Source organism: Arenimonas daejeonensis, assembly GCF_007993735.1.
Lineage (GTDB): Bacteria > Pseudomonadota > Gammaproteobacteria > Xanthomonadales > Xanthomonadaceae > Arenimonas > Arenimonas daejeonensis.
The window spans coordinates 1,140,670-1,166,160 of the sequence record NZ_CP042453.1; the positions used below are offsets into that span (position 1 = coordinate 1,140,670).

Sequence of the window (25,491 nt, forward strand, 5' to 3'; positions counted from 1 at the left end):
GGACGCTGGCGCCCAGGGGGTTCGTGGACCTGCTGGAAGGCATCGGCGAATTCATCGATTCCGGCGCGGTGGACGCGGTCGGCGTGGCCGACGAACTGCCGGCCGACCTGGAGGCCGCCGAGGCCCACGGCGAACTCGGAGATGCCGACCCCAGCACCGCTGGTGCAGCGAATGCCTGCTGGTGGGCGAAGGCCTGGACCGCGCCGGCCTGCGCGCCGCCATCGGCGAACTGGGCGCGTCCTGCGTGGTGATCGCCGGCAGCCACACCCGCCTGCGCCTGCATGCGCACGTGGCGGACCCGCGCGCGATGTTCGAGACCGCCGCGCGTTTCGGCCGGGTCGAAGGCAGCAAGGCCGACGACATGCACGCCCAGGCCCGCACCGCCGCCGGCACGGTCGGCGTGGCGGTGATCACCGACAGCGCCGCCGACCTGCCCGAGGACGTGCAGCAGCGCTTGAACATCCACATGGTGCCGGCGCGGGTGAACTTCGGCGACCAGGATTACCTGGACAAGGTCGGCCTGAGCACCGCCGAGTTCTACCGCAAGCTGCGTACCGAACTGGTGCTGCCGCGCACCAGCCAGCCGCCGCCGGGCGATTTCCGCCGTCAGTTCGAATTCCTGCTCTCGCATCACCGCGAACTGGTCTATGTCGGTCTGTCGCGCACCGTGTCGGGCACGCTGCAGTCGGCGGAAACCGCGGCGCAGCGTGGCCATGCGGAACGCACGCATGTATTCGATACCGGCAACGCCTCCTGTGGCGAAGGCCTGCTGGCGATCCGCGCCGGCGAGATGGCCCTGGCCGGCGCCGGTGCGCCGCAGATCCTGGCTGAACTTGCGCGACTCAAACCGCTCACGTTGACCTGGGCCGCGGCGCGCGACATCAGCCACGCCGTGCGCGGCGGCCGCATTCCGGCCTGGGCCAAGCCGCTGGTCGAGTTTGGGCTTCACGCCGGTGGCGCGGGTGAAGGCCGATGGGCGCCTGGGCGTGGCCGGTGGCCTGGTCGGCAAGTCGCGCGTGCCGGAGCGCCTGGCGGCCTATGTCGCCAAGCGGGTGGACACGCGCACCCGCTGGCGGCTGATGGTCGGCCACTGCGATGCGCTGGCCGATGGCGAAACGCTGCTGGCGGACCTGCGCCAGCGCCTGGATGTGAGCGAGAGCTGGCTGGTCGAAACCGGACCGGCCATCGGCGCGCATGCCGGCCCCGGCACCCTGGTGGTGTCGCTGCAGCCCGCGGACTGACGATCGCGTGGGGCTGGCCCATAATGCGGCCATGATCGCCGCGCTACTTCTCCTTGCCGCCTACCTGGTCGGTTCGCTCTCCGGCAGCCTGCTGCTGGGGCGGCTGCGCGGCGTGGACATCCGCACCCAGGGCAGCGGCAATGCCGGTGGCACCAATGCGCTGCGCACCCAGGGCTGGAAGTTCGCGCTCGGCACCGTGCTGATCGATGTCGGCAAAGGCGTGCTGGCGGTGGGACTGGCCTTGTGGTTCGGCGACGGGCTGGCCTGGTTGCCGTGGGCGGCGGGTTTCGCCGCGGTGCTGGGCCACGTCTGGCCGCTGTTCCATGGTTTCCGTGGCGGCAAGGGCGCGGGCACGCTGGTCGGCGCGCTGCTGGTGCTGTGGCCGGTCGCGGTGCCGGTGCTGGTCGGCGTGTGGCTGCTGGTGCTGACGGCCACCGGCTACGTCGGCCTGTCCACCATCCTGGCCGCCGCCGGCCTGGTGCCACTGGCGCTGCTGACGGACGGGGAGTCGCCGCGGCTGGTGTTCGCCGCGGTGCTGGCGCTGTTCATCCTGTTCACCCATCGCAGCAACCTGGCGCGGCTGCGCGCCGGTACCGAAGGTCGTTTCGATCGCGTGCGCCTGTGGCGGCGCCTGCGCCGGGGCGCGGCGTGAGCGACCGCGAGTTGCTCGTGCGCCTGTGCCGGGGGCCCGCGTCGGGTGCCGAACTGGCGCGCGAACTGGGGCTGACCCGCGGCGCGGTCTGGAAGCGCATCGAGGGCCTGCGCGAAGCCGGTGTCGAGATCGCTGCGCAGGCGGGCCGCGGGTATGCGCTGGCGCGGCCGATCGAACTGCTCGATGCCGAGGCGATCGAGGCCGGATTGTCGGTGGCGGCGCGTGCGGAGCTGGCGCGGATCGATGTCCGGTTCGAGCTTGATTCGACCAATGCGCTGGCGCTCCGGGAACCGGTTCCCGACCAGGGTACGGCGATCTATCTGGCCGAACGCCAGATGGCCGGCCGTGGTCGTCGTGGCCGCGCCTGGGCCTCGCCGCTGGCGGCGCATCTCTATCTCAGCCTCTCGCGCCGTTTCGACGGCGGCGTGGCGGCGCTGCAGGGCCTGAGCCTGGCGGTGGGCGTGGCGGTGGCCGAGGCGCTGCATGCGCTGGGTTACACGCAGGTCGGCCTGAAGTGGCCGAACGACCTGATGGCGGACGGCAGGAAACTCGGCGGCATCCTGGTCGAAGTCGGCGGCGATGCCGCCGGTCCGATGCGCGTGGTGATCGGCCTGGGCCTGAACGTGGCGATGCCGGTGTCCGTGGCGGAGTCGATCGGCCAGCCCTGGTGCGATCTCGCGTCCTTGTCGTCCGCACCACCCTCGCGCCACGCCGTGTCCGTGGCGCTGCTCGATGCGCTGCTGCCGATGCTGGCGCGGTTCGAGCGCGAGGGGTTGCGGCCCTTCATCGCGGACTGGAACCGGTACGACCTGTTGCTCGGCCATGCCGTGCACGTGTTCGAAGGCGGCCGCGTGCACGAAGGCGTCGCGGCCGGCATCGCCGACGACGGCGCCCTGCGCCTCACCCAACCCGATGGCGGCGAACGGCACTTCCACGCCGGCGAAGCCAGCCTGCGCGCCGCATGATCTGGCTCCTCGACCTCGGCAACTCGCGCCTGAAAGTGGCGCCCTGGCAGCCCGGAACCGGCCTGGGCGAAGTGCAGGCCTGGGCGCACGGTGCCGCCGATTTCGCACCGTCCATGCAGCGCTGGCTGGCCGGCGTGCAGGCCGGCGACCGCTGCTGGCTGGCCTCGGTGGCGGGATCGGAACTCACGGCGGGCGTGGCCGAAGCGGTCGCCAGCCGCGGCCATGCCGCCACCCGCGCGCGCACCCGCCCCGAATGCGCCGGCGTGCGCATCGCCTACGCCGAACCCTCGCGCCTGGGCGTGGACCGTTTCCTCGGCCTGCTGGCGGCGCATGCGCGCGGCGATGGCCCCTGGCTGATCGTCTCGGCCGGTAGCGCGCTCACCGTGGACCTGCTCGACGGCGCGGGCCAGCATCGCGGCGGCGTCATTGCGCCGAGTCCCGAACACATGCGCGCGGCGCTGGCGGCGCGCTTCCCGGCGCTGGCCTTCGCTGGCGGTGAAGCCAGCGATTTTGCCGCCGACACCGCCGATGCGCTGGCCGGCGGCAGCCTGGGCGCCGCGCTGGGCCTGGTCGAACGCAGCCACCGCCAGGCCACGCGTCTGCTCGGCCGGCCTCCGCGCCTGCTGATCAGCGGCGGCGGCGGCGCACGCCTGGCGGAAGGCCTTGAGATCGAAAGTGAACCGGTGCCGTACCTGGTGCTGGAAGGATTGGCGGTTTATGCGGCCCAGGCCGCGGGCGAGTGGTCATGATCTTGCGCGGCATCGTGGTGTTGCTGGTGTGCCTGAACCTTGGCGTCGGCGCGTGGTGGCTGCTGCGTCCCGACCCGCTGCCGCCACCGCCGCCACCGCTGGATCCGGGCACCGGCAGCCTGGTGCTGCTGGGCGAAGCCGAACTGCCGCCGCCCCCGGATGCCGTTGAAGTCGGCGCCGTACCGGTACCGTTGCCCGACGCGCCGGTCTGCCACAGCCTGGGGCCGTTCGCGACGCCCGCCGAACTGCGCGTGGCGATGAACGCGCTGACGCCGCACGTGGGCCGCATCCAGTTCCGCGAAGTGCCGGCGACGCAACTGCGTGGTTACCGCGTTTTCCTGCCCGCCGCGGGCAGCCGCGAAGCGGCGCTGGCCACCGCGCGCCAGCTGGCCGCGCAGGGCGTGCGCGATTATTACGTGGTCACCGCCGGCGACCAGGAGAACACGGTGTCGCTGGGCCTGTTCCGCGACCTGGCCAATGCTGAAAAACGCCGCGACGAACTCACCGCGCAGGGATTCCAGCCCGTGCTCGAGCCGCGTACCGAAGACGCCGCGCAATGGTGGATCGACTACGCCGCCGAAGCCGGCTTCGACTGGCGCACGCTGCTGCCCGAGCGCAGCGACATCGATGCCCGTCCGGTCGACTGCACCTGAGGCAGCGCCGCGGGCCATCCGCAGGCTAGACTCCGCGTCGATGTAGAATCGGCGCCAATGCCGGCATAGCTCAGTTGGTAGAGCAACCGCCTTGTAAGCGGTAGGTCCCCAGTTCGAATCCGGGTGCCGGCACCAATACCGTGAACTGCGCCGCAATCCGTCGGATGGCGCCGGGGCGGGAATTGCGGTTCCATAGCGGTTGGCTCGGGAGAGGGCTGCATTGCGCCGACCATGGCTACTGCCACGCCTGTTAATGGATTGACCCGCGCCATCATCCGCCGAGGGGTGTGGCTGCCAGCAGTGGCGTTCCTGGTCGTGGCCGTCTTGTCTGCTGCAGGCTGGTGGGCGATCGCGCGCCATGACGACCGGCTGGCCGAAGCCGTGCTCGAGCAGCGTGCGAACACCGTGCAGGCTGCACTGCGCGCAAGCATCGTCGCCCGCGCCGAGAGCATCCGGCGCATGGCCCAGCGCCTGGCGCAGGCGCCGGACGAGGCCGCGCTCGAACGCCAGTTCGACATCGACGCCAGGATCTACCTGCAGCACTACCCGAGCCTGCGTTCGCTGACCTGGGCCGGGCCGGACCGGGTCGTGCGTCATGTGCTGGCGCAGCCGGGCGCACCGGTCCTGCCGGCGGGCGCGACGCTGGAGTTCGACCCTGATCCGCTGGCCGTCGGCAACGCGGAACCTGCCGCCTCCCGGTCGCGTCTCCTGGAGGGCAGCAACGGCGAACTGCTGGTCGCGCGCAACGATGGCGAATCCGGGCACCAGGCGGCCTATCTTGTCGCCGCGCTGGACTACGGACGCTTGTTCCCCGACGTGCTCGAGGGTATCGAGCCCGGCCTGCCGCTGCGGATCAGCCAGGGCGGGCGCGTCATCCACGCCCGCGGCGTGCCTGAAGGGGTTGCCGCGGCACTGGACCGGCAGGTGGCCAACCAGGGCCAGGAAGCCCGGATCGAACTCTGGCACGCCTCGGGCGAGGCCCTGACCAGCCGGTTCGGCGACATCCTGTTCGTGGCGGGCCTGCTGGTCGGCGCATTGCTGGCGTTGGCGCTGCACCTGTGGACGCGCTCGCGCGAGCGCGCCGAACAGGCCGAACGCGCCGGTGAGGCGCTGACCATGCAGATCGCCGAGAACGAAGCGGCCCAGGAGGCACGCCGGGCCGTCGAGCGTGAACTCAGTTCGGTGTTCGAGAGCATCAGCGATGCCTTCTACACGCTCGACGACGACTGGCGCTTCGTCCTGGTCAACCCGCGCGCCGAGCAGTTGATGCGTACACCGCGCCAGGAGATGGTGGGAAAACGCGTCTGGGACGTGTTCCCGGCCGCCCTTGGCACCGAGATCGAGACCAGCTTCCGGCGTGCCGCCGCCGAGAAAATCACGGTCGAGTTCGACGTCTATTTCCTGCCGCTGGCGAGCTGGTTCAACGCACGGGTGTTTCCGCACCCGAATGGCGTGGCGGTGTATTTCCAGGACGTCAGTGCACGCAAACGCGCCGAGCTGGGCATGCTCAAGGCCCAGGCCACGTCGGAGCGCGCGCAGCGCCTGGCCCAGCTGGGCAGCTGGGAATACGACCTGAGCACCGGCGAGCTGCATTGGTCAGAAGAGGTGCATCGCATTTTCGGCATTGCCGAGGCGCGGCTGGCGCGTGGCCTGCCGGCGCTGCTGGAACGCGTGCACTTCGACGACCGCGTGGCGCTGCAACAGGCGCAGCGCCGCCTGCACAACGGCGAGGGCGATATCGACATCGAATACCGCGTGCTGCGGCCCGACGGCGAGACCCGGATCGTGCGCGAGCTCGGCACCCCTGGTGCGCGACGAGCAGGGCCAGCCGGCGGTGGCGGCCGGCTCGCTGCAGGACATCACCGACCGTCGCCGCAACGAGGATGCGCTGCGTGAACTGACTACGCGGCTGGAACAGTCGCTCGTGATGCAGCGCCTGGTGATGGACAACTCGCTGGACGTGATCTGCGTGATCGACGCCAACGGCCGTTTCGCCCAGGTCAGCGCCGCCAGCGAGCGGGTCTGGGGTTATCCGGCCAAGGACCTGGTAGGCCGCGCTTTCCTCGACCTGGTGCATCCCGACGATCGCGGCCGGACCCTGCGCGCAAACGCCGATATCCTGTCCGGCCGCCCGACCTTCGACTTCCGCAACCGCTACATGCACAAGGACGGCCACGCCGTGACCATGCAATGGTCCTCGGTGTGGTCGGCGCGCGAGCGCCTGGTGTTCTCGGTGGCGCGTGACATCAGCCTGCTCGAGAGCCAGTCGCAGGCCCTGCTGCATGCCAACGACAGCCTGCAGCGTGCGCAGGACATCGCCCGCATGGGCGCCTGGGAACTCGAGATCGCCACTGGCCGGCTGAGCTGGTCGGAGCAGGTCTATCGCATCTTCCGCGTCAAGCCGGACGAGTTCGCCGGCACCTTCGAGGCAATGGCCCTGCGTGTGCACCCGGACGACCTGCCGATGCTGCAGGCGGCCCAGGCGCATGCATTGCGCGGCGAGGCGGAACTTGACGTCCAGCACCGCATCTTGCTTCCCGACGGTGGCATCGGCCACGTGCATGAACGTGCGCGCCTGCTTCGCAACGACCAGGGAGCGCCATGGCTGCTGTCTGGAAGCGTGCAGGACATCACCGAAGCAAAACGCCAGGAGGCGCTGCTGCGCGACAGCGAACAGCGCATGCGCACCACGGTGTACAGCGCTTTCGACTGCATCGTCACGATGGATGCCGAAGGCGACATCCGGAAGTTCAACCCGGCGGCCGAACGCACCTTCGGATATCGCCGGGACCAGGTGATCGGCCGGAAGCTGGCCGACGTGCTGTTGCCGCCGGAGCACCGCGCCGCGCACACCCAGGGCCTGAGCCGCCATGTCGCGACCGGGAAGGCGAAGGTGTTGGGCCGGCGGCTCGAGATGACGGCGATGCGCACGGACGGCAGCCAGTTCCCGGTCGAACTCACCATCACGGTGCTGGGCGAAACGACGCCGCCGGTGTACACGGGCTTCCTGCGCGATATCACCGAGGCCAAACGCATCGAGCGCATGGAGGCCGGGCAGCGCGAAATCCTGGCCGGCATCGCCGCGCGCCGGCCGCTGCGCGAAAGCCTGGAGGCGATCACGCGGCTCTACGAACAGCAGTATCCGGCCGCGCTGTGCAGCGTGCTGCTGCTCGACGAGGCGGGCGAACGGGTGCTGCACGGCGCCGCACCCAGCCTTCCGGACACCTACAACCTGGCGCTGCACGGCGTGGCGATCGGCGAGGGCGTGGGGTCCTGCGGCACCGCGGCCGCCCGCGGCGAGCGGGTGGTGGTGTCGGACATCGAACACGATCCGCTGTGGAAGGATTTCGCTGCGCTGGCGCTGGAGCATGGCCTCCGGGCGTGCTGGTCCACCCCGGTGAAGTCGGCCGAGGGCCGGGTGCTGGCGACCTTCGCCACTTACTACCGCGACGTACGCGAACCTTCCGCCACGGAACTGGCCGCGATGGACAGCATGGCGGCGATGGCGGCCATGGCGATCGAGCAGGACGGCGCCTACCGGCAACTTGCCCTGAGCGAGCAACGTTTCCGGTCGCTGTTCGAGGAGCACCCGGACGCCGTGTACGCGCTCGACATGGAGGGCCGGTTCACCTCGTTGAACGGCCATTTATGGAACAGGCCGAGACCACGCCGGAGGGCGTGCTCGGCCGCCTGTTCGACGAGTTGGTCGCGCCGGAACAGCGCGACGTGGTACGCGCGCATTTCGAGGCGGCGACCCGCGGCCTGGCCCGCAACTATGAACTCACGGCCGTCACCGCGCGCGGCCGCCGCATCGACCTGCGGGTGACGAACCTGCCGATCGTGGTGGATGGCCGCGTCACCGGCGTGTTCGGCATCGCCCAGGACATCAGCCTGCTGCGCAAGCACCAGCGCGACCTGGCCGAGGCGCTGGATGCCGCCGAGGCCAACAGCGCCCAGCTCAAGCGCCTGAGCCAGGCGGCGATCACGCTCAACCGCGACCTGGCCGAACATGGGCTCTACCAGCAGTTGGTCGACCAGTTGCGCGAGACCCTGGGCGCGCACCAGGCGGTGGTCAGCGTGGACACCGGCGAGGGCACGGCGCAGATGATCAATGCGATCTCGCTGTCGGAAAAATACGCGCGCTGGCGCGGTTACGACGCGCCGATCGACGGCAGCGGCATCTACATGATGGTCGCCGAGCAGGGCCGGCCGATGCGCCTGACCCAGGCCGAACTGGAAGTGCACCCGCGCTGGCGCGGCTTCGGCAAGCACGCTGCGGAACATCCGCCCATGCGTGGCTGGCTGGCGGTACCGCTGTTCGACAGCGCCGGCGGGCGCCTGGGCATCCTCCAGCTCAGCGACAAGCAGGCCGGCGAGTTCAGCGAGAACGACGAACAGGTGGCGGTGCAGTTCGCGCAGATGGCGTCGATCGCGATCGAACGCGCGCGCCTGATCGAGAAGCTGCGGGTGCGCGACCGCTTCTTCGACATGTCGCTGGAGGTCTTCGTCATCTTCGATCCGGCGCAACGGCGCTGGCTGCAGGTCAACCCGGTCTTCAGCCAGATCACCGGCTACAGCGCCGAGGAGCTGTGCAGCCACGAATTCGACCACTTCGTGCACCCGGATGACCGCGACCGGGCGCTGGAACGTGCCGGGGAGCTCGAACGCAGGGCGGAGGTACCGCGTGCCTTCCAGGTGCGCTACGTCTGCCGCGACGGCTCCATTCGCTGGCTGGAATGGGTGTCGGTGCCGGCGCCCGACGGGCTGGTCTATGCGGTCGGGCGCGACATCACCGAACGCCAGCAGGCGGAGCAGGCGCTGCGCCAGACCCTGTCCGACCTCAACAACCGCAACCGCGAGCTGCAGGATTTCGCCTTCATCGCCTCGCACGACCTGCAGGAGCCGCTGCGCAAGATCCGCGCCTTCTCCGACCGGCTGCAGCTGCGCCACGCCGCCGAACTGGCGCCCGAAGCCCGCGACTACCTCGACCGCACCGGCCAGGCCGCGGCGCGCATGCAGACCCTGATCGACGACCTGCTGGCCTACTCGCGGGTGGCTGCCCGCGGCAAACCATTCGCGCCCGTGGCCCTGGACGGAGTGCTGGCGGCGGTGCTGGAGGACCTGGAGGCGCGGCTGGAGTCCAGCGCCGGCCGGGTCGAGGCCGACCCGCTGCCGACCCCGGAGGCCGACCCCACCCAGCTGCGCCAGGTGTTCCAGAACCTGCTGGCGAACGCCCTGAAATTCCGCTCCCCGGACCGCCCGCCCGTGGTCCACGTCAGTGCCGAGCCGCTGCGGATCGGCGACGCTCCCGGTTGGCGCCTGACGTTTGCCGACAATGGCATCGGCTTCGAGGACAAGTACGCCGACCGCATCTTCGGGCCATTCCAGCGCCTGCACGGCCGCCAGGACTACGAAGGCACCGGTATCGGCCTGGCCATCGTCAGGCGCATAGTCGAACGGCACCGGGGCACGATCCGGGCGCAAGGCCGGCCGGGCGAGGGCGCCACGTTCATCCTTGAAATGCCCGAGCGGCAGCCAGAGGGAGTCGCCCTGCAGGCTGGCGTGCTGACGGAACCGGGGACGCCCCCGGATCGTGATTGACCAGGACAAGCCAGCCGCCATGACTGCACCACGCATTCCGATCACCATCCTGATGGCCGAGGACGATCCCGACGACCGCCTGCTGACGCAGGAGGCGTTCGCCGAATGCCGGCTGGACAACCCGTTGAAGTTCGCGGTCGATGGCGAACAGCTGATGGACTACCTGTACCGCCGCGGCCCCTTCGTGGACGAAGCCGCCTACCCGATGCCGGGGCTGATCCTGCTCGACCTGAACATGCCCCGCAAGGACGGCCGCGAGGCGCTGCGCGAGATCAAGGCGCATCCGGAACTGCGCAGGATCCCGGTGGTGATCCTCACCACCTCCAAGGCCGAGGAGGACGTGGTCGCCAGTTACAAGGACGGCGCCAATTCCTTCATCACCAAGCCGGTCAGTTTCGCCGCGCTGATCAACGTGGTGCAGGCGCTGGGCAACTATTGGCTGCAGATCGTCGATCTACCCGCCGAAGCCGCCGGAGGGAAAGCATGAGCGACGCGCCGCTGCGCGTGCTGGTCGTCGACGACGACGAAGAGGATTTCCTGATCCTGCGCGACCTGTTGGCCGACTACGCCCAGGCCCGTTTCCACCTGGACTGGGTCGGCACGCTGCGCGAGGGCATCGCGGCGCTGCGGGCCAACGACCACGACGTTTTCCTGGTGGACTACCAACTGGGCCCCGACAACGGCATGGAGCTGGTGCGCCTGGCCGTCGCCGAGGGCAGCGCACACCGGCCGGTGATCATGCTGACCGGCCAGGGCAATCCCGACGTGGACCGCGAGGCGCTGGCGGCCGGCGCGTCCGACTACCTGGTCAAGGGCGCGATAGACGCCGAGAAGCTGGCGCGGTCCCTGCGTTATGCCGCCGAGCGCGCCCGCCAGATCGCCGAGATCGAGGACGGAAAGCGCCGCTACCAGCTGCTGTTCGCCCTGAACCCGTACCCCACCTGGGTCTACGACTGCGAGACGATGCGCTTCGTGGCGGTGAACGATGCCACCGTGGCCGGTTATGGCTATACCCGAGACGAACTGCTGGCGATGACGGTGCTCGACATCCGCGCCCCGGAGGAGGCCGAGCGCCTGAAGGCGTTCCTGGCCGGTTGGGGTGACAACATCGGCAACGCCGGAATCTGGCAGCACCTGCGCAAGGACGGCAGCCGGGTGTGGGTGGACATCACCACCCACAACCTGGTGCTGGACGGCCGCGACTGCCGGATGGTGATCGCGCACGACATCACGACGGAACGGGTCACCCGCGAGCGGCTGCAGCTGCTGGAGCGGGCGGTGGAGTCGAGCATCAACGGCGTGGTGATCGCCGATGCCAACGCCCCGGACCTGCCGGTCATCTACGTCAACCCGGCGTTCGAAAGCATGACCGGCTATTCCGCGTCCGAAATCCTGGGCCGGAACTGCCGCTTCCTGCAGGGCACGTTGCGCGACCAGCCCGAACTGGAAGTGCTGCGCGCCGCGCTGCGAACCCAGAGCGACTGCAATGTGATCCTGAGCAACCAGCGCAAGGACGGCAGCCTGTTCTGGAACCACCTGTTCCTTTCGCCGGTGCGCGACGACCAGGGCCGGGTGACGCATTTCGTCGGCGTGCAGAACGACCTGACCGAACGCCGCCAGGTCGAGGCCGAGCTGGCCTTCACCGCCAACCACGATGCAGTCACCGGCCTGCCGCGTTTCCCGATCCTTGAAACGGCCCTGGCCAGCCTGCTGGAGAAGGAAGGCTCGGTGGTGTCGCTGTTCTACATCGACCTCGACCACTTCCACTCGATCAACGAATCCATGGGCCATGTGATCGGCGACGAAGCGCTGCGCCTGGTGGCCGAACGCCTGTCGGCCGTGATGGGCGGGCCCGCTTTCCCTGGCGCGTTTCGCCGGCGACGAATTCGTGGCGATCGCGGCCGGCGCCGACCGGGCGCGGGCGGCCGAACTGGCGCGCGACATCCGCACCGCCCTGGCGCAGCCGATCGAGGGCGACGGTTACCGCCTGTATCTCACCGCCAGCATCGGCATCAGCCGTTCGCCCGAACACGGCGAAAGCGGCATGGAACTGCTGCGCCGCGCCGAGGCCGCCATGACCCGGGCCAAGCGCCAGGGTCGCGACGAGGCCTGCGAATTCTCGGCCGCGCAGATGCAGGAACTGGAAGACCGGCTGGTGCTGGGTGCGCGCCTGCGCGACGCCATCGCCCGCAACGAGCTGAGCCTGAACTACCAGCCGCAGCTGCGCGCCGCCGACCGCCGCATCACCGGTTTCGAGGCCCCGGTGCGCTGGAACAGCCCGGACCTGGGCCCGGTGCCGCCGGGACGTTTCATCCCGATCGCCGAAGCCCTGGGCCTGATGCCCGAAGTCGGCAGCTGGGTGATGAACGAAGCCTGCCGGCAGCTTCGCGCCTGGCTGGACCAGGGTCGTGACGGCTTCACGGTCGCGGTGAACGTCTCGGCCCAGCAACTGCAGCGGCCGGATTTCGTGCAGCAGGTGCGGGAGACGCTGCAGCGGCACGACGTGCCCGCGCCGATGCTTGAGATCGAACTGACCGAAAGCTCGCTGATGGAAAACGTCGAACGGGTGCAGGGCCGCCTGGCCGAACTCAAGGCCATCGGCGTTTCGCTGTCGCTGGACGACTTCGGTACCGGCTATTCCAGCCTGTCCTACCTCAAGCAGTTTTCGCTGGACAAGCTCAAGATCGACCGCAGCTTCGTCAAGGACCTGCCCGACAGCGCGGATGACTCCGCCATTGCCCGCACCATCATCGCCATGGGCCACCAGTTGCGCATGGTGGTGGCGGCCGAAGGCGTGGAAACCGAGGCGCAGGCGGCATTCCTGCGCGAGATCGGCGCCGACGAGCTGCAGGGTTACCACTTCGGCCGGCCGGTGGCGTCGGCGGAGATCGAGGCGCTGTTCCCGCGCGACTGAGGCGCTGCAGCGGGTGGCGGTGCCGCAGGTGCCGGGCGTATCCTTCGGGTCCGCCTGCATCGTTCGAGAACGCGCCATGCGCCGTGCCTTTTTCCGAAAGTCCTGTCCTGTATTCCTGCTGGCGGCACTCTGCCTGCCCGGCGCCGCCGCGGCCGGCAAACCCGCGGTGGCCCCGGCCGCCGTGCCGGAAGTGGCCGCGCGCGCCGACGCGCCGATCATCCTGGACGTGCGCAGCCAGGCCGAATACGACGCCGGCCATGTGCCCGGCGCGGTGCTGATCCCGCACGACCAGCTGGCCGCGCGACTTTCCGAACTCGATCGTGATCGCTGGGTGCTGGTGTACTGCAAGAGCGGCCGCCGCGCCGGCATCGCCGAACGGATCCTGGCGCAAGACGGTTTCGACGTGCGCCAGATCGAAGGCAGCTGGCTCCGCTGGCAGGCCGAGGACCTGCCGGTGGCAACGCCGGCCACGCCGGAGGCCGCACGATGACGGCCGCGACCCGCATCGCACTCATCGGCGCGCCGACCGACATCGGCGCCGGCCATCGCGGCGCGTCCATGGGCCCCGAGGCGCTGCGCGTGGCCGGCCTGGCCGAAGCCCTGCGCGAGCGCGGGCTGGACGTCACCGACACCGGCAACCTGGTCGGTCCGGTCAATCCCTGGCTGCCGCCGACCGGGGGTTACCGCCACCTGCCCGAGGTGGTGGCCTGGAACCGCGCGGTGATGGACGCGGTGTACGCACAGCTGCAGCACGGCCGCCTGCCGATCCTGCTCGGCGGCGACCATTGCCTGGGCGTGGGCAGCATCACCGCGGTCGCGCGCCATTGCCGCGAGACCGGCAAGAAACTGCGCATTCTCTGGCTGGACGCGCATGCCGACTTCAACACCAGCGATGTCACGCCTTCGGGCAACGTGCATGGCATGCCGGTGGCCTGCCTGTGCGGTGTCGGCCCCGAGGCGCTGACCCATCTTGGCGGCAGCGCGCCGGCGATCCAGCCGGCCGAGATCCGCCAGATCGGCATCCGCTCGGTGGACCAGGGCGAAAAACGCCTGGTGAAGGAATACGGCCTCGACATCTACGACATGCGCTACATCGACGAGATCGGCATGAAACGGGCGATGGAGGAAGCGCTGGAAGGCGTGGATGCCGACACCCACGTGCACGTCAGCTTCGACGTCGACTTCCTGGACCCGGCGATCGCGCCCGGCGTCGGCACCACCGTGCCCGGCGGCCCGAACTACCGCGAGGCACAGCTGGTGATGGAGATGATCGCCGACACCGGTCGCGTCGGTTCGATCGACATCGTCGAACTCAACCCGGCCTTCGACGAACACAACCGCACCGGCCAGCTGGCCGTGGACCTGGTCGAAAGCCTGTTCGGCAAGTCCACCCTGATGCGGGATTGACCAGGCACGATCGGGGAAGGGATCGGGCCCGCGGTGAACTCCGGGTGAAGCCGCCCGGGACGTTTATTGACAGTCAAGGCGGCAGGGTTAGACTCGTGCCTGTCCAACCGATGGAGAGTCCCCGATGACCCGTACCCGCCTGTTCCTGCTTGCGCTTCTGGCCGGCTTTGCCCTGTCCGGCTGCAACACCGTTGAAGGTTTCGGCAAGGACGTGAAGAAGGCCGGTGGCGAGCTCGAGGAAGCCGCCAGCGATGAAAAGAACGACTGAGTCGTTCCGCAGGTGAAACGAAGGCCGGGCGGCGACGTCCGGCCTTCGTGTTTTCCGGGCTTACGGATCCGGCGCGAAACCGATCGGGAAAGCCTCCGGCGCGTCCCAGGCGTGGGGCCAGCGCCGCGGGATCACACCGCGTGCGACCAGCGCTTCGGTGGCGTCGTAGTACACGCTCAGCACCTGGTTCGGGCGGGAACCCTCGCGTTCGAAGCGGGTGACGGTGGCGGCGTCCCAGCGGCGTTCGCCGTGGCCGGTGCCCAGCTGCTGGCGCGAAGCCAGGCCGGAATCGCGGTATTCGGACTTGGCGGCCGGCGCGGCGGCATCGGCGGTGGCGTTTCCGCTCTCGCCGCGGCGGGCCTGGGCTTCGGCCAAAGGCGCCGGAGGCGCGGCCGGATAAGGCATCGGCGGATAACGATCCGCAGGCTGCGAATAATGCTGCGGATACACCGGCCGCCGCTCCCGGAATGCCGCCACGCCGATCACGCCGACGTTCTGCGGCCGGCCGGTGCGGGCGGCATAACTGTCGCCGAGGGATGTGAAATGGAACTCGGCGATCTCGACAGGTTCTTGCGCCAGCCGCGCACTTCCAGCCGCTGCCAGGGTTCGAGCACGTAGCCGCTCTGCGCGCTGCCGGCGGTCTGGCCGCTGATGGCGTTGACGCCGTCCACCGAGACCACGGCCAGCACGCGCTCGCCGGTCAGGTTCTGCAGCACGACGGCGTAGCGGTGGCCGGGCTGGCCCTCGACGTAGTCGCGGCCGCGGTGCGGATGGCGGGGCAGGGTTTCATGACGGTCCAGGTCGAGCACCTGCAGGTCGACCAGCGGGCGGGCGCCCGCACAGCCGGGAAGGCCGGTCAGGACGAGCAGGGCGAACAAGGCAGCGGTCAGGCGGTTCATGGCGGGCTCCGGTGGGTGGGCATGGATTGAACGTTCCAGCCCGCGAAGCGGGGTTAAGGGCTTCGGGCGGGCTAAAATGCCCACGATTCCCCAGCAGACCTGACCATGCCCGCCACCCGTGTCCTGACCGGCATCACCACCTCCGGTACGCCCCACCTCGGCAACTACGCCGGCGCGATCCGTCCCGCGATCGCCGCCAGCCGCCGGCCCGGCATCGAGAGTTTCTATTTCCTGGCCGACTACCACGCCCTGGTCAAATGCCAGGATCCGGCGCGCGTGCAGCGTTCGACCTGGAGATCGCCGCCAGTTGGCTGGCCTGCGGGTTGGAGCCGGACAAGGTGTGGTTCTACCGCCAGTCCGACATCCCGGAAATCCCGGAGCTGACCTGGCTGCTGACCTGCGTAGCCGGCAAGGGCCTGCTCAACCGCGCGCACGCCTACAAGGCCGCCGTGGACAAGAACCGCGAGGCGGGCGAGACGACGATGCCGGCATCACCGGCGGCCTGTTCATGTACCCGGTGCTGATGGCGGCCGACATCCTGCTGTTCAAGGCGCATTCGGTGCCGGTGGGCCGCGACCAGATCCAGCACATCGAGATGGCGCGCGACTTCGGTGCGCGCTTCAACCATCTGTACGGCGAGCATTTCGTATTGCCGGAGGCGGCGATCGAAGAGAACGTGGCGACGCTGCCCGGTCTCGACGGCCGCAAGATGAGCAAGAGCTACGACAACACCATCCCGCTGTTCGCGCCGCGCAATGAGCTCAAGAAACTGATCGCCTCGATCGTCACCGACTCGCGCGCACCCGGCGAACCCAAGGACACCGAAGGTTCGGCGCTGTTCCAGCTCTACCAGGCTTTCGCCTCGCCGGAACAGGCGGCGGCCTTTGCCGAAGCTTTTGCCGGCGGCATCGGCTGGGGCGATGCCAAGCAGCAGCTGTTCGAGCGCATCGACACCGACGTGGCGCCGATGCGCGAGAAATACGAGGCGCTGATCGCCAAGCCCGTCGAGATCGAGGCGGTGCTGCGCGAGGGCGCGCTCAAGGCGCGCAAGCTGGCCACGCCGCTGCTGGCGGAGCTGCGCCATGCGGTCGGCCTGCGCGACCTGCGCGATCAGGTGGTTACGAAAACGGCGGGCAAGGCCAAGGCCGCCGCGCCGACCTTCAAGCAGTACCGCGAGGCCGACGGCAGGTTCTATTTCAAGCTGGTCGGCGCCGATGGGCGCGAACTGCTGCAGAGCATCGGCCATGCCTCGCCGCGCGAAGCGGGCCAGGCCATCGCGCGCCTGAAGGCCGATGCGGGCGCGGGCCTGCACCATGTCGCCGGCGCCGGCCTGCACCTGGGCGAAGAACTGCTGGGCAAGCTGGCCGAGGACGCCGCCGTCGGGCAGGTGATCGAGGCGCTGGCGTCGTTCCTGGAGGAGGGCGCCTGATGGCCGACATCGCCGATCTCGCGCTGATCCTGTTCCTGCCCTGGTTCCTGATCCTGGCGGTGCTGTACTGGTACTACCCGCGCACGCTGCCGCGCACGACGGAACGCCGGCGCTTCGACCTGACCCTGCTGGCCGTGGCCTTCGCCGCCAGCTTCGTCGCCGGCCGGTGGGGTTTTGCGATCGCCAGCACCAGCATCGAAGCCGGCCCGATCTGGCGCCAGGTGCTGGCCAGCCTGCTGGCCTACAAGGCCTTCCTGGCGGTGATCGTCATCGCCTGGATCTGGCGCGGGAAACGTTTCCGCACCGCCTGACACCGTTTTTCATTCGTGGACGTTGGCGTTGTTGCGGTGCAGGCGGCCGCGCGCGCGCACGACGCAGAAGCGGTGGCCGGTGGGGGCCTCGAGTACGATCCAGCGGGCGTTGTGCGGACGCGAGATCTCCTTCGCGCCCAGGGCGACCAGCCGCGCGGCCTCGGCTTCGATGTCGTCGCTTTCGATGTCCAGGTGCACGCGCGAGGGGTGCTGGACCTTCTGCACTTCGATGTGCAGGCCGAGCGCGCTGCCATCCAGGCAGGCGTACTTGTCCGCGCCGCCCTCGTCGGGGTCGGTCACCGGCAGGCCCAGGGCCTGGCTCCAGAAGTCGGCGGCCTTGCCCAGCGAGCCGCCCTCGCAGTCGATGATGAAACCCGCCAGCCGGCTGCGATGCGCCATCTCAGCGGGCTTTCTGCAGGTCGTCCATCACGGCGCGCAGGAAACGCGCGGCTTCGCCGCCGGTGGCGGCGCGATGGTCGAAGGTCAGCGACAGCGGCATGATCCGATGCGTTTCCAGCCCGCCCAGCACCGGTACCACCGCGTGGTGCAGGCGGCCCGCACCGATGATTGCCACGCAGGGCGGCACGACGACGGGCGTGGCGTACTTGCCGGCGAAGACACCGAAGTTCGACAGCATCATCGTGTAGTCGCGCAGGTCTTCCGGCGGCAGGCTGCGGTTCTTGACGCCGTCGCGGATGCGGTTGAGCTCGCGCCGCACGTCCTGCGGGCCCAGGCCGCCGGCATCGCGCAGGTTGGCGACGAACAGCCCGTCGGGCGAATCGATGGCGATGCCGACGTGCACGCGTGAATGCCGGCGCAGCGTGCCTTCCCTGGCGTTGAACCAGGCGTTCATCGCCGGCTCGACCGCCGAGGCCACCGCAAGTGCACGGATCAGGCGCGCCATGATGTCTTCGCCCGGCGCCCAGGCGTGGATGTCGGCGTCGTCCATCAGGGTGGTGGGCACGACTTCGGCATGGGCCTGCGACATCGAACGCACCATGTTGCGGCGCACGCCGCGGATGGGTTCGTCGCTGTCGTAGGCGGTTTGGCCCCTCCCCCGCTTGCGGGGGAGGCTGGGAGGGGGAGGTTGTCGCAAGAGCGTGCCCCCACCCCGGCCCTCCCCACAAGTGGGGGAGGGAGATGAGCGGAGCCCGCAGGCGGCGGAGCGAGATTGCCCGGATTCGCCGCGGCATTCTTCACATCCGCCATCGTCACCACGCCATCGGCGCCGCTCGGCCGCACGCGGCTGATGTCCACCTTCAGTTTCTTCGCCAGCGCGCGCACCGCCGGCATGGCCTTGACGCCGCCGATGGCCACCGCCTGTTCGCTGCGCACCGCGTCCGAACTCTGCATGGCGCCGACCACCGTGCCCGCGTCGCCGGATTTTTCAGGCTCGGCCGCGTCCTTCGTCTCGCTCCCTCCCCCACTTGGGGGGGGAGGGCTGGGGAGGGGCGCCGCGGCCGGAGCATGCCCATGCGAATGCCCGGTGTCCTGCGCATCCGCGCGCTGCGGCAGCTTCGGGTCGATCTCGACCTCGGCCAGCCAACTGCCAGTGGTGATGACGTCGCCGGCGGCGCCGGCCAGGCGGGTGACCTTGCCTGAGAACGGCGAGGGCACCTCGACCACCGCCTTGGCGGTTTCCATGGACACCAGCGGCTCGTCGAGCTTGACGACGTCGCCGACCTTGACCAGCCACTCGACGATCTCGGCGTCGGGCAGGCCTTCGCCCAGGTCGGGCAGCAGGAACAGTTTTTTCTCGCTCATGGGTTCACTTGATTCCGGGTTCGATGGCGAGGTCGCGTTCGGGCAGCCAGCCGCATTCGCCGATGGCATTCTCCACCCACCACCAGCCGCCGGCCGATTCGATCAGGCGCACCTGGTCGCCGGCGTTGGCTTCCATCTCGCGTGCGTCGTAGTCGCGGATGCCCCGGTCTCCGTCCAGGAAACCCTGGTGCACCCAGCCGCTGCGGCCGCGTGCGTCGGTAGCCCAGATGAATTCCGGCCAGTCCACGTCGCGCACGCCCAGCACCAGTGTCTCGCCAGCGGTGAACGCGACCGGCTTGCGGTAACGGGGGCGGTAATCACGGGTCAGTCGGGCTTGCATGGCCTCATCCTCCTGCCACGGCGCGTCGGGACGCCGCGACGATCTTGTCCACGCTTGGCAGGTACTTCATTTCCAGCCGGAACAGTGGAATGTGGGTGTCGTAGCCGGTGACGCGCTCGACGGGGGCGTGCAGGTCGTACATGGATTCCTCGGCCAGGCGCGCCGCGATCTCGGCGCCGAAGCCGGCGGTCTTGGCCGCTTCGTGCACGATGACGCAGCGGCCGGTCTTGGCCACCGACTCGCGGATGGTGTCGAAGTCCAGTGGCTTGAGCGTGGCGACGTCGATGACTTCGGCGCTGATGCCTTCGGCCGCGAGTTTATCGGCCGCTTCAAGCGTTTCCTTCACCTGTGCGCCCCAGGTCACCAGGGTCACGTCGCTGCCGTCGCGCAGCACGAAGCACACGTCCAGCGGCAGCGCCTCGCCGTCGTCGGGCACCTCCTCCTTGTATTGGCGGTAGATGCGCTTGGGCTCGAAGAAGACCACCGGGTCCGGGTCGCGGATCGCGGCCAGCAGCAGGCCGTAGGCGCGCTGCGGCGAAGACGGCATCACCACGCGCAGGCCCGGCACGTTGGTGAAGATCGATTCGTTGGCTTCGGAATGGTGCTCCGGCGCGCGGATGCCGCCGCCCCAGGGCACGCGCAGCACCATCGGGCAGGTCAGGCGGCCACGGGTGCGGTAACGGAAACGTGCGGCGTGGCAGACGATGTGGTCCACCATCGGGTACATGAAACCGTCGAACTGCGCTTCGGCGACGGGTTTCATGCCTTGCGAGGCCAGGCCCACCGTCAGGCCCGCGATGGTCGTTTCATCGAGCGGCGTATCGAGCACGCGCTGATCGCCGAACTGCTGCTGCAGGCCGGCGGTGGCGCGGAACACGCCGCCGTTCACGCCCACGTCCTCGCCCAGCACGATCACGGTCTCGTCGTGTTTCATTTCCCAGGCCAGGGCCTGGGTGATCGCTTCGATCAGGGTGATGGCGGCCATCAGCGGCCCTCCCACTTGATCGCGTCGGCACGCTGCGCGGCGACATCCGCCGGAAGCTCCGCATAGAGGTAGTCGAACATCGCTTCCACGGGCTGGACCTTGGTCTCGAGATAGGCGTTCACTTCCTCGTCGACCTTCTTGCCGCATTCTTCCTTCCACGCGGCCTCTTCGGTCTCGCTCCACACGCCTTCGGAAATCAGGAAGGTGCGCAGGCGCGACATCGGTTCTCGTTCCCAGGCCGCCTTCACTTCGGCGTCGTCGCGGTAGCGGCGGGCGTCGTCGGCGGTGGTGTGGTCGGACAGGCGATACGTGACCAGCTCCAGCACGCTGCCACCGTGGCCGTTGCGGGCGCGCTTGAGCGCGTGGTCCATGGCGGCGCGCACGGCGATGATGTCGTTGCCGTCCACCTGCACGCAGTCCAGGCCGCCGGCCAGTCCCTTCTGCGCCAGCGTCTTGGCGCCGGTCTGCGACTTGCGCGGCACCGAGATCGCCCACTGGTTGTTGATGATGCACAGGATGAAGGGCAGCGTGTAGGCGCCGGCGGAATTGATCGCGGCATAGGTGTCGGTCTTGGAGCTGCCGCCGTCGCCGACGCAGGTCACCGCCACCCGCGGCTCGCCGCGCAGCTTGAAGGCCAGCGCGGCGCCGGCCGCATGCAGGCACTGGGTGCCGATCGGCACGCACCAGGGGTAGTCGTGCGGCGGCCCGGAGAAATCGTTGCCACGTTCGTCGCCGCCCCAGTACATCAGGATGTCGCGGGGTTTGACGCCGCGAACGATCTGGGCGCCGTATTCGCGGTACGAAGGCGCGAACACGTCGTCGTACTGCATCGCGCTGCCGATGCCGATGTGCGACGCCTCGTGGCCCAGGCAGCTGGCGTAGGTGCCGAGCTTGCCGGTGCGCTGCAGCGCCACCGACTTGCTGTCGAAGGTGCGCACGTACAGCATCTGCTTGAACAGCTCGACCAGGTTGCGGCGGTCGCGCGCGAACTCGGGCAGATCATCGCGGACCAGGCGTCCGTCGGACCCGAGGTACTGCAGGTATTCGATTTCGAAACTGGCTACCAGGGGACATCGTGTCCCTCCCGGGGAAACGAGCCCCGATCATAGCCGAGCCCGCCGGCCGGAAGCGAAACGGGCGCCCGAAGGCGCCCGTTCGCATGCGCATGGTGCCTGGGATCAGTCGCCCCGGATCCAGCGCGGACGGCCGACGACCTTGGCGCTGTCACCGCGGCTGTCGTTGCCGGGCTGGGTGTCGTTGCTGCGGGTGTCGGCTTCGACGCGCAGTCCCACGGTGTCGATCGGGGTCAGGCGCACGGCCTCGAGGTCGACCAGCAGGAAGTCGATCTCGCCCGGGACCATCGGCTGCTCACGGCCGCAGGACACCTCGCTGCCACCTGCCACCGCCACCGGCGTGCCGCAGAGCCAGCCGGCGGCCAGCACCTGGCGCACCTGGTCCGGCGTGCCGTCGATGCGCAGCGTCAGTTCCGGACGGATCGCGCGCGATTCGCCGCGGTTGCGCACGGTCGCCACGAACGGCACCGACTGGCCGTCGAACACCAGCTTGAACGGCGTGAACACCGTCGTCGCCAGGTCGGCATCCAGGAAAGCCGGCACCACCAGGTCGGCCACCAGCGGATCGTGGTCGGAGGTGCGCACCGGCACGGTCGGGTCGGCGGCGTTGTCGGTGGCGAAGTCGCTGTTGACGCGGGCGTGGTGCAGCGTCGCCTCGGTGGTCTCGAGCACGGCCTCGTTCACCAGCGCGTGGTCCAGGGTCTGGATGTTGCCCTCGAACACGTACGAGTACTGCTCGGCCTCGGGTTTGGTGCCGATCAGGTTGGTCAGCGGGCGGGTGACGGCGCTGTCGGCCCAGGCCAGCACCTGGTCGGCCGGCGCCGGCGTGCCGCGGATGATGCCCATCACGTCCATGTAGCCGTCGTTGAAGTCGAAGGCGTTGTAGTCGCCGATCAGTACCAGCGGCGCGTCGGCGTTGTTGGCCTGGATCGACTCGACCAGCTCCGACAGCTTCACCGCCTGCTGCAGGCGCTTGCCGCGCGAGCGGTCGCCGTCCGTGCCCCAGACCGCGCGCGGCGTGGTGTCGTTGACGTCGAGCAGGGACAGCGTGTGGTTCAGCAGCACGTGCAGCGGGTAGCTGCGGTCGCGTTCGCCGTTCACGCGGGCCTGCAGCAGCAGCGGGGCGCGGTCGAACAGCACGCCGTTCGCGTTGCCGTCCGGCGCGGTCAGGGTGTCGGCGGCGAACTGCTCGGTCACCGACAGCACTTCCACGCGCGGCAGGCCGTTCTCGACCGGCGCGGTCTTGACCAGGTAACCCAGGCGCTGGCTGCCCGACGTGGACAGCAGATAGGCCTCGTACATCGGGTTGTCCGGGCAGGTGCCGAACTCGTCGTCGTTGATGGCGCGGGCCAGGCGCTGCGCGGTTTCCAGGTTGGCGATCTCGACCAGGCCGACCACGTCCGGATTGCGCAGGTACTGGCAGAACACCTCGGTCAGCTTGCTCAGCCGGTTCAGCGGCACCGACTCGCCGCCGCTGAGGTTCTCGATGTTGTAGCTGCCGATGCGGATCGCGCCTTCCTCGGCCACGGGCACGGCGGCGATCTGCGCGCCGCCGCTGATGGCCAGCCCGCTGTTGTCGCCGATCAGCAGGGTGAAGTCGCCGCGGTCGTAATACAGGATGCCTTCCATGCCTTCGACCAGGTGCCGGCGTCCACGTACAGCGCGGTGCCGTCCTCGAGCCCGCGGCTTTCGACGCGCAGCCGCTCGGGATTGCGGTCGAACACCGGGATGTTGTTGCCCGGCGGCAGCGGCACGGCGTCGAGCGCGGCGATGCCGGGCTCGCGCGCCGGGCGCGGGGTCTGCGGCAGGGTGACGTGGAAGTCGCCGAAGGCATTGGTCGGGCCGACCACCTTGCCGGCCGGCAGCTGCACGCGCATGCCCTGGTAACGGCCCAGCGCAGACAGCGGCACTTCCGGCGCGAGCACGGTGTCGTCCAGCACCACGGCCGGCGGCAGCGACTGGCCGGTGGCGAGCACCGTCAGCGTGCTGTTGCCCAGCTGGGTCAGCGGGAAACCATGCGGCGTGCGCGAGAACTGCGTCACGCGGCCGGCGACCCGCAGGCGATTGCCCACGGCGGCATCGGCCGGCGGCGCGGCATTGGTGAACACGAACAGGCCCTCGGCCGTGGCCGGGTCGCCGTCCTCATCGCCGATGGCGCTCTGGATGAAATAGCCGTTGGCGCGACGCGCGGTGACGATGCCTTCGGTCACCACTTCGGTGCCGACCGGCAGCGGCGAACCGACGCCCGTGCCCTGGATTTCCGCGATGTCGACGCGTGCGACCACGGACAGCGCGATCGACGTCGCACCGCTGCGGCCTTCGGCGTCGGCGATCGCGACCGGCAGCGTGGCCGGGCCGGCCGGCGTCGCGGCGTCCACCGTGGCCTGCCAGGAGAAGGTCAGGTCGCCGGCGGTCGCATCGCCATTCGTGCCGTCGTCGTGGAAGGCCTGGGTCGCGGCGCCGCCGATGGCGGCCAGGTCGGCCGTGACCGTGATGCCGGTGCTGGCGGGATTGGCGCCCGGGGTCACCGTGACGGTGAGCAGGGTGCTGTCGCCGGCCGCGAGGCTGGCCGGGCTGGCGCTGCCCGCGGCGGCCGGGTCGGTCGGCAGGCCGCCGCCGCCGCAGCTCGCGCTGTGGCTGCCGAGCCCGTCGAAGGTGTCGGTGGCGTAGCCGTCCCACTCGATGGCGGGGTCGAAGGCGTCGCTGCCGTCGGTGTCGCCGGCGCAGACACTGGCCTTGCGGCGGATGGTGTTGTCGGCGGTCGAAGCCAGGCCGGTGCCCCACTGGCTGCCCGGGTCGACGCCGATCTGGCCGGCGACGTCGAGCAGGTCGCCGCCCTTGCGCAGCACGATGGCGTCGTCGCCATTGAACCAGCTGGTGCCCGAGACCTGGTCCGCGGCTGCCAGGATCGTCGCGTTGGCGTTGCCGGGCGCGATCACGAAGGCCTCGCCATCCGCGAGCGTGCCACTCAGCGCCAGATTGAAGTTGGCCGTGGTGCCGCCGTTGAAATAGAACTGCAGGGTGTACCCGCCGGCGGCCAGGTCCACCGGCGCACCGGTCCCGTTGTAGATCTCGACCGCCTTGTTGTTGCTGCTGCCCTCGACGATCTCGGACAGGAACAGGTCGGTGGCGGCGGCGCTGGCCGGTGCCGCAAGGGGCAGGGCGAGCAGGAAAATCAGGGCGTGCAGGCGCGGGTCATGGCGCATGGAGGGTCACCTTCTGGGTTCTCGGGGCTGCCAGCGGGTCCGGAACCCCGAAGGGCCCCTGCCGGACTGTGACAGAGCGCGCACTTTATATCGGAAAATGCGTCGCCCGCATGACAGACTTCCACCCTTCGGACCTGAACCCCTTGCCATGACCCAGCCCCCAACCAGCGCGCCCTCGAACAGGGCATCACCACCGACCTGCGCGACCGCCTCAGCTACGGCGGCTATCTGCAGCTGGACACTCTGCTGTCAGCGCAAAAGCCGCTGTCCAATCCCGCTCACCATGACGAGATGCTGTTCATCGTCCAGCACCACGTGGCCGAGCTGTGGCTGAAGCTGGTGATCCACGAGCTGCGCGCCGCTACCGAGTGCCTGAAGAACGGCGAACTGGGCCCGATGCAGAAGATCCTGGCGCGGGTGAAGCTGGTGCAGCGCCAGCTCTACGAACAGTGGTCGGTGCTCGAAACCCTGACGCCGGCCGACTACCTGGCGTTCCGCGACGTGCTGGGCCCGGCATCGGGGTTCCAGTCGCTGCAGTACCGCCTGGTCGAGTTCCTGCTGGGCAACAAGAACGCCGACATGGTGCGCGTGTTCAGCCATGACACGGCTGCCACCACCGAGCTGCAGGCCGCGCTGGACGCGCCCAGCCTGTACGACGAATTCCTGCGCCACCTGCACCGCCGCGGCTACGCCATCCCCGTGTCCTGCGTCGAACGCGACTGGTCGCTGCCGCACCAGCGCGAGCCCGGCCTGATCCCGGTGTTCAAGACGATCTACGAGGACACCGACCAGCATTGGGAGGCTTACGCCACCTGCGAACAGCTGGTGGATGTGGAGGTCAGCTTCCAGTTGTGGCGATTCAGGCACATGAAGACGGTGGAACGCATCATCGGCTACCGGCGCGGCACCGGTGGCAGCTCGGGCGTGGGCTTCCTCAAGCAGGCGCTGGACCTGACTTTCTTCCCGGAATTGTTCGAAGTGCGCACGGTCCTGGGCCAACCGGGGTGAGCGCGCCGGCAGGGGCTGGCATACTC

Annotated in this window: 24 protein-coding genes, 1 tRNA gene and 3 pseudogenes; 19 read left to right on the top strand and 9 right to left on the bottom strand. The window is 69.4% G+C overall.

What is annotated here, in order from left to right; translation table 11 throughout:
- Positions 1 to 23 precede the first annotated feature (23 nt).
- From FRZ33_RS16070 to FRZ33_RS05505, 16 genes and pseudogenes are all read left to right on the top strand, one after another.
- Positions 24 to 251, top strand: a complete 228-nt coding sequence (locus FRZ33_RS16070; protein WP_227978372.1) for a hypothetical protein — start codon at positions 24 to 26, stop codon at positions 249 to 251.
- Positions 182 to 1,276 (top strand): DegV family protein, encoded by a 1,095-nt coding sequence (locus tag FRZ33_RS05435; protein WP_265468729.1) that lies wholly within the window; start codon positions 182 to 184, stop codon positions 1,274 to 1,276. Before FRZ33_RS16070 ends, FRZ33_RS05435 begins: the two co-directional genes overlap by 70 nt.
- Positions 1,273 to 1,893 carry a glycerol-3-phosphate 1-O-acyltransferase PlsY gene (gene plsY, locus FRZ33_RS05440; protein WP_158637095.1) on the top strand — a complete coding sequence of 207 codons (621 nt, stop codon included), beginning with the start codon at positions 1,273 to 1,275 and terminating at the stop codon, positions 1,891 to 1,893. Before FRZ33_RS05435 ends, plsY begins: the two co-directional genes overlap by 4 nt.
- Positions 1,890 to 2,858, top strand: a complete 969-nt coding sequence (birA, locus tag FRZ33_RS05445) for a bifunctional biotin--[acetyl-CoA-carboxylase] ligase/biotin operon repressor BirA (protein ID WP_146908190.1) — start codon at positions 1,890 to 1,892, stop codon at positions 2,856 to 2,858. The genes plsY and birA overlap by 4 nt, the downstream gene beginning before the upstream one ends.
- Positions 2,855 to 3,607 (top strand): type III pantothenate kinase, encoded by a 753-nt coding sequence (locus FRZ33_RS05450; RefSeq protein ID WP_146908192.1) that lies wholly within the window; start codon positions 2,855 to 2,857, stop codon positions 3,605 to 3,607. The genes birA and FRZ33_RS05450 overlap by 4 nt, the downstream gene beginning before the upstream one ends.
- Entirely contained in the window at positions 3,604 to 4,260 is a 657-nt protein-coding gene (locus FRZ33_RS05455; protein WP_146908193.1) for an SPOR domain-containing protein, read from the top strand. Before FRZ33_RS05450 ends, FRZ33_RS05455 begins: the two co-directional genes overlap by 4 nt.
- Positions 4,261 to 4,319: 59 nt before the next feature.
- A tRNA-Thr gene (locus tag FRZ33_RS05460) sits at positions 4,320 to 4,395 on the top strand.
- A gap of 165 nt (positions 4,396 to 4,560) precedes the next feature.
- Entirely contained in the window at positions 4,561 to 6,156 is a 1,596-nt protein-coding gene (locus tag FRZ33_RS05465) for a PAS domain-containing protein (protein ID WP_158637096.1), read from the top strand.
- Complete coding sequence (locus tag FRZ33_RS15580) at positions 6,068 to 8,086, top strand: PAS domain S-box protein (RefSeq protein ID WP_146908197.1); 2,019 nt, start codon at positions 6,068 to 6,070, stop codon at positions 8,084 to 8,086. Before FRZ33_RS05465 ends, FRZ33_RS15580 begins: the two co-directional genes overlap by 89 nt.
- Positions 7,987 to 9,861 carry a sensor histidine kinase gene (locus FRZ33_RS16075; RefSeq protein ID WP_484463046.1) on the top strand — a complete coding sequence of 625 codons (1,875 nt, stop codon included), beginning with the start codon at positions 7,987 to 7,989 and terminating at the stop codon, positions 9,859 to 9,861. Before FRZ33_RS15580 ends, FRZ33_RS16075 begins: the two co-directional genes overlap by 100 nt.
- A 19-nt stretch (positions 9,862 to 9,880) precedes the next feature.
- Positions 9,881 to 10,348: a response regulator gene (locus tag FRZ33_RS05480; RefSeq protein ID WP_146908201.1), complete on the top strand. Its 468-nt coding sequence runs from the start codon at positions 9,881 to 9,883 to the stop codon at positions 10,346 to 10,348.
- A pseudogene (locus FRZ33_RS16080) lies at positions 10,345 to 11,646 on the top strand (PAS domain S-box protein); the annotation flags it as partial. The gene FRZ33_RS05480 and the pseudogene FRZ33_RS16080, both read left to right, overlap by 4 nt.
- Positions 11,647 to 11,749: 103 nt before the next feature.
- Complete coding sequence (locus tag FRZ33_RS05490) at positions 11,750 to 12,775, top strand: putative bifunctional diguanylate cyclase/phosphodiesterase (RefSeq protein WP_158637097.1); 1,026 nt, start codon at positions 11,750 to 11,752, stop codon at positions 12,773 to 12,775.
- A 76-nt stretch (positions 12,776 to 12,851) separates the two neighbouring features.
- Positions 12,852 to 13,265, top strand: a complete 414-nt coding sequence (locus FRZ33_RS05495) for a rhodanese-like domain-containing protein (protein WP_146908204.1) — start codon at positions 12,852 to 12,854, stop codon at positions 13,263 to 13,265.
- Complete coding sequence (gene rocF / locus FRZ33_RS05500; RefSeq protein ID WP_146908209.1) at positions 13,262 to 14,182, top strand: arginase; 921 nt, start codon at positions 13,262 to 13,264, stop codon at positions 14,180 to 14,182. Before FRZ33_RS05495 ends, rocF begins: the two co-directional genes overlap by 4 nt.
- Positions 14,183 to 14,306: 124 nt before the next feature.
- The gene (locus FRZ33_RS05505; protein ID WP_146908211.1) at positions 14,307 to 14,450 is read left to right on the top strand and encodes an entericidin A/B family lipoprotein; all 144 of its coding nucleotides are present in this window, start codon (positions 14,307 to 14,309) and stop codon (positions 14,448 to 14,450) included.
- Positions 14,451 to 14,510: 60 nt separating this feature from the next.
- Here the strand turns inward: FRZ33_RS05505 and FRZ33_RS05510 are convergent, their stop codons facing one another.
- Together FRZ33_RS05510 and FRZ33_RS05515 are read right to left on the bottom strand one after the other, a co-directional pair.
- Positions 14,511 to 14,927, bottom strand: coding sequence for a hypothetical protein (locus FRZ33_RS05510; protein ID WP_158637098.1), 417 nt, complete (start codon positions 14,925 to 14,927; stop codon positions 14,511 to 14,513).
- 5 nt (positions 14,928 to 14,932) lie between these two features.
- Positions 14,933 to 15,349 carry a hypothetical protein gene (locus FRZ33_RS05515; protein WP_146908215.1) on the bottom strand — a complete coding sequence of 139 codons (417 nt, stop codon included), beginning with the start codon at positions 15,347 to 15,349 and terminating at the stop codon, positions 14,933 to 14,935.
- Between the two features lie 105 nt (positions 15,350 to 15,454).
- On the opposite strand from FRZ33_RS05515, the pseudogene FRZ33_RS05520 reads away from it, so the two are divergent.
- A pseudogene (locus FRZ33_RS05520) lies at positions 15,455 to 16,652 on the top strand (tryptophan--tRNA ligase); the annotation flags it as partial.
- Positions 16,653 to 16,777: 125 nt separating this feature from the next.
- Entirely contained in the window at positions 16,778 to 17,089 is a 312-nt protein-coding gene (locus FRZ33_RS05525) for a hypothetical protein (protein WP_425480619.1), read from the top strand.
- 9 nt (positions 17,090 to 17,098) lie between these two features.
- Here FRZ33_RS05525 and FRZ33_RS05530 read toward each other — a convergent pair whose 3' ends face one another.
- The 7 genes and pseudogenes from FRZ33_RS05530 to FRZ33_RS15600 form a co-directional block, all read right to left on the bottom strand.
- Entirely contained in the window at positions 17,099 to 17,488 is a 390-nt protein-coding gene (locus FRZ33_RS05530) for a VOC family protein (RefSeq protein ID WP_146908217.1), read from the bottom strand.
- A 1-nt stretch (position 17,489) separates the two neighbouring features.
- Positions 17,490 to 18,853: pseudogene (locus FRZ33_RS05535) on the bottom strand (dihydrolipoamide acetyltransferase family protein).
- A gap of 4 nt (positions 18,854 to 18,857) precedes the next feature.
- Positions 18,858 to 19,193: an SH3 domain-containing protein gene (locus FRZ33_RS05540; RefSeq protein ID WP_146908220.1), complete on the bottom strand. Its 336-nt coding sequence runs from the start codon at positions 19,191 to 19,193 to the stop codon at positions 18,858 to 18,860.
- Positions 19,194 to 19,197: 4 nt separating this feature from the next.
- A complete protein-coding gene (locus FRZ33_RS05545) occupies positions 19,198 to 20,178 on the bottom strand; it encodes an alpha-ketoacid dehydrogenase subunit beta (RefSeq protein WP_174754935.1) in 981 nt (326 codons plus the stop codon).
- Positions 20,178 to 21,245, bottom strand: a complete 1,068-nt coding sequence (gene pdhA, locus FRZ33_RS05550; RefSeq protein WP_146908223.1) for a pyruvate dehydrogenase (acetyl-transferring) E1 component subunit alpha — start codon at positions 21,243 to 21,245, stop codon at positions 20,178 to 20,180. The genes FRZ33_RS05545 and pdhA overlap by 1 nt, the downstream gene beginning before the upstream one ends.
- Positions 21,246 to 21,356: 111 nt before the next feature.
- The gene (locus tag FRZ33_RS05555; protein ID WP_146908225.1) at positions 21,357 to 22,880 is read right to left on the bottom strand and encodes an endonuclease/exonuclease/phosphatase family protein; all 1,524 of its coding nucleotides are present in this window, start codon (positions 22,878 to 22,880) and stop codon (positions 21,357 to 21,359) included.
- Positions 22,835 to 24,457, bottom strand: a complete 1,623-nt coding sequence (locus FRZ33_RS15600) for a lamin tail domain-containing protein (protein ID WP_194163164.1) — start codon at positions 24,455 to 24,457, stop codon at positions 22,835 to 22,837. The genes FRZ33_RS05555 and FRZ33_RS15600 overlap by 46 nt, the downstream gene beginning before the upstream one ends.
- Positions 24,458 to 24,643: 186 nt before the next feature.
- Between FRZ33_RS15600 and FRZ33_RS05565 the strand changes: the two genes are divergently transcribed.
- Positions 24,644 to 25,465 carry a tryptophan 2,3-dioxygenase gene (locus FRZ33_RS05565; RefSeq protein WP_146908227.1) on the top strand — a complete coding sequence of 274 codons (822 nt, stop codon included), beginning with the start codon at positions 24,644 to 24,646 and terminating at the stop codon, positions 25,463 to 25,465.
- Positions 25,466 to 25,491 lie beyond the last annotated feature (26 nt).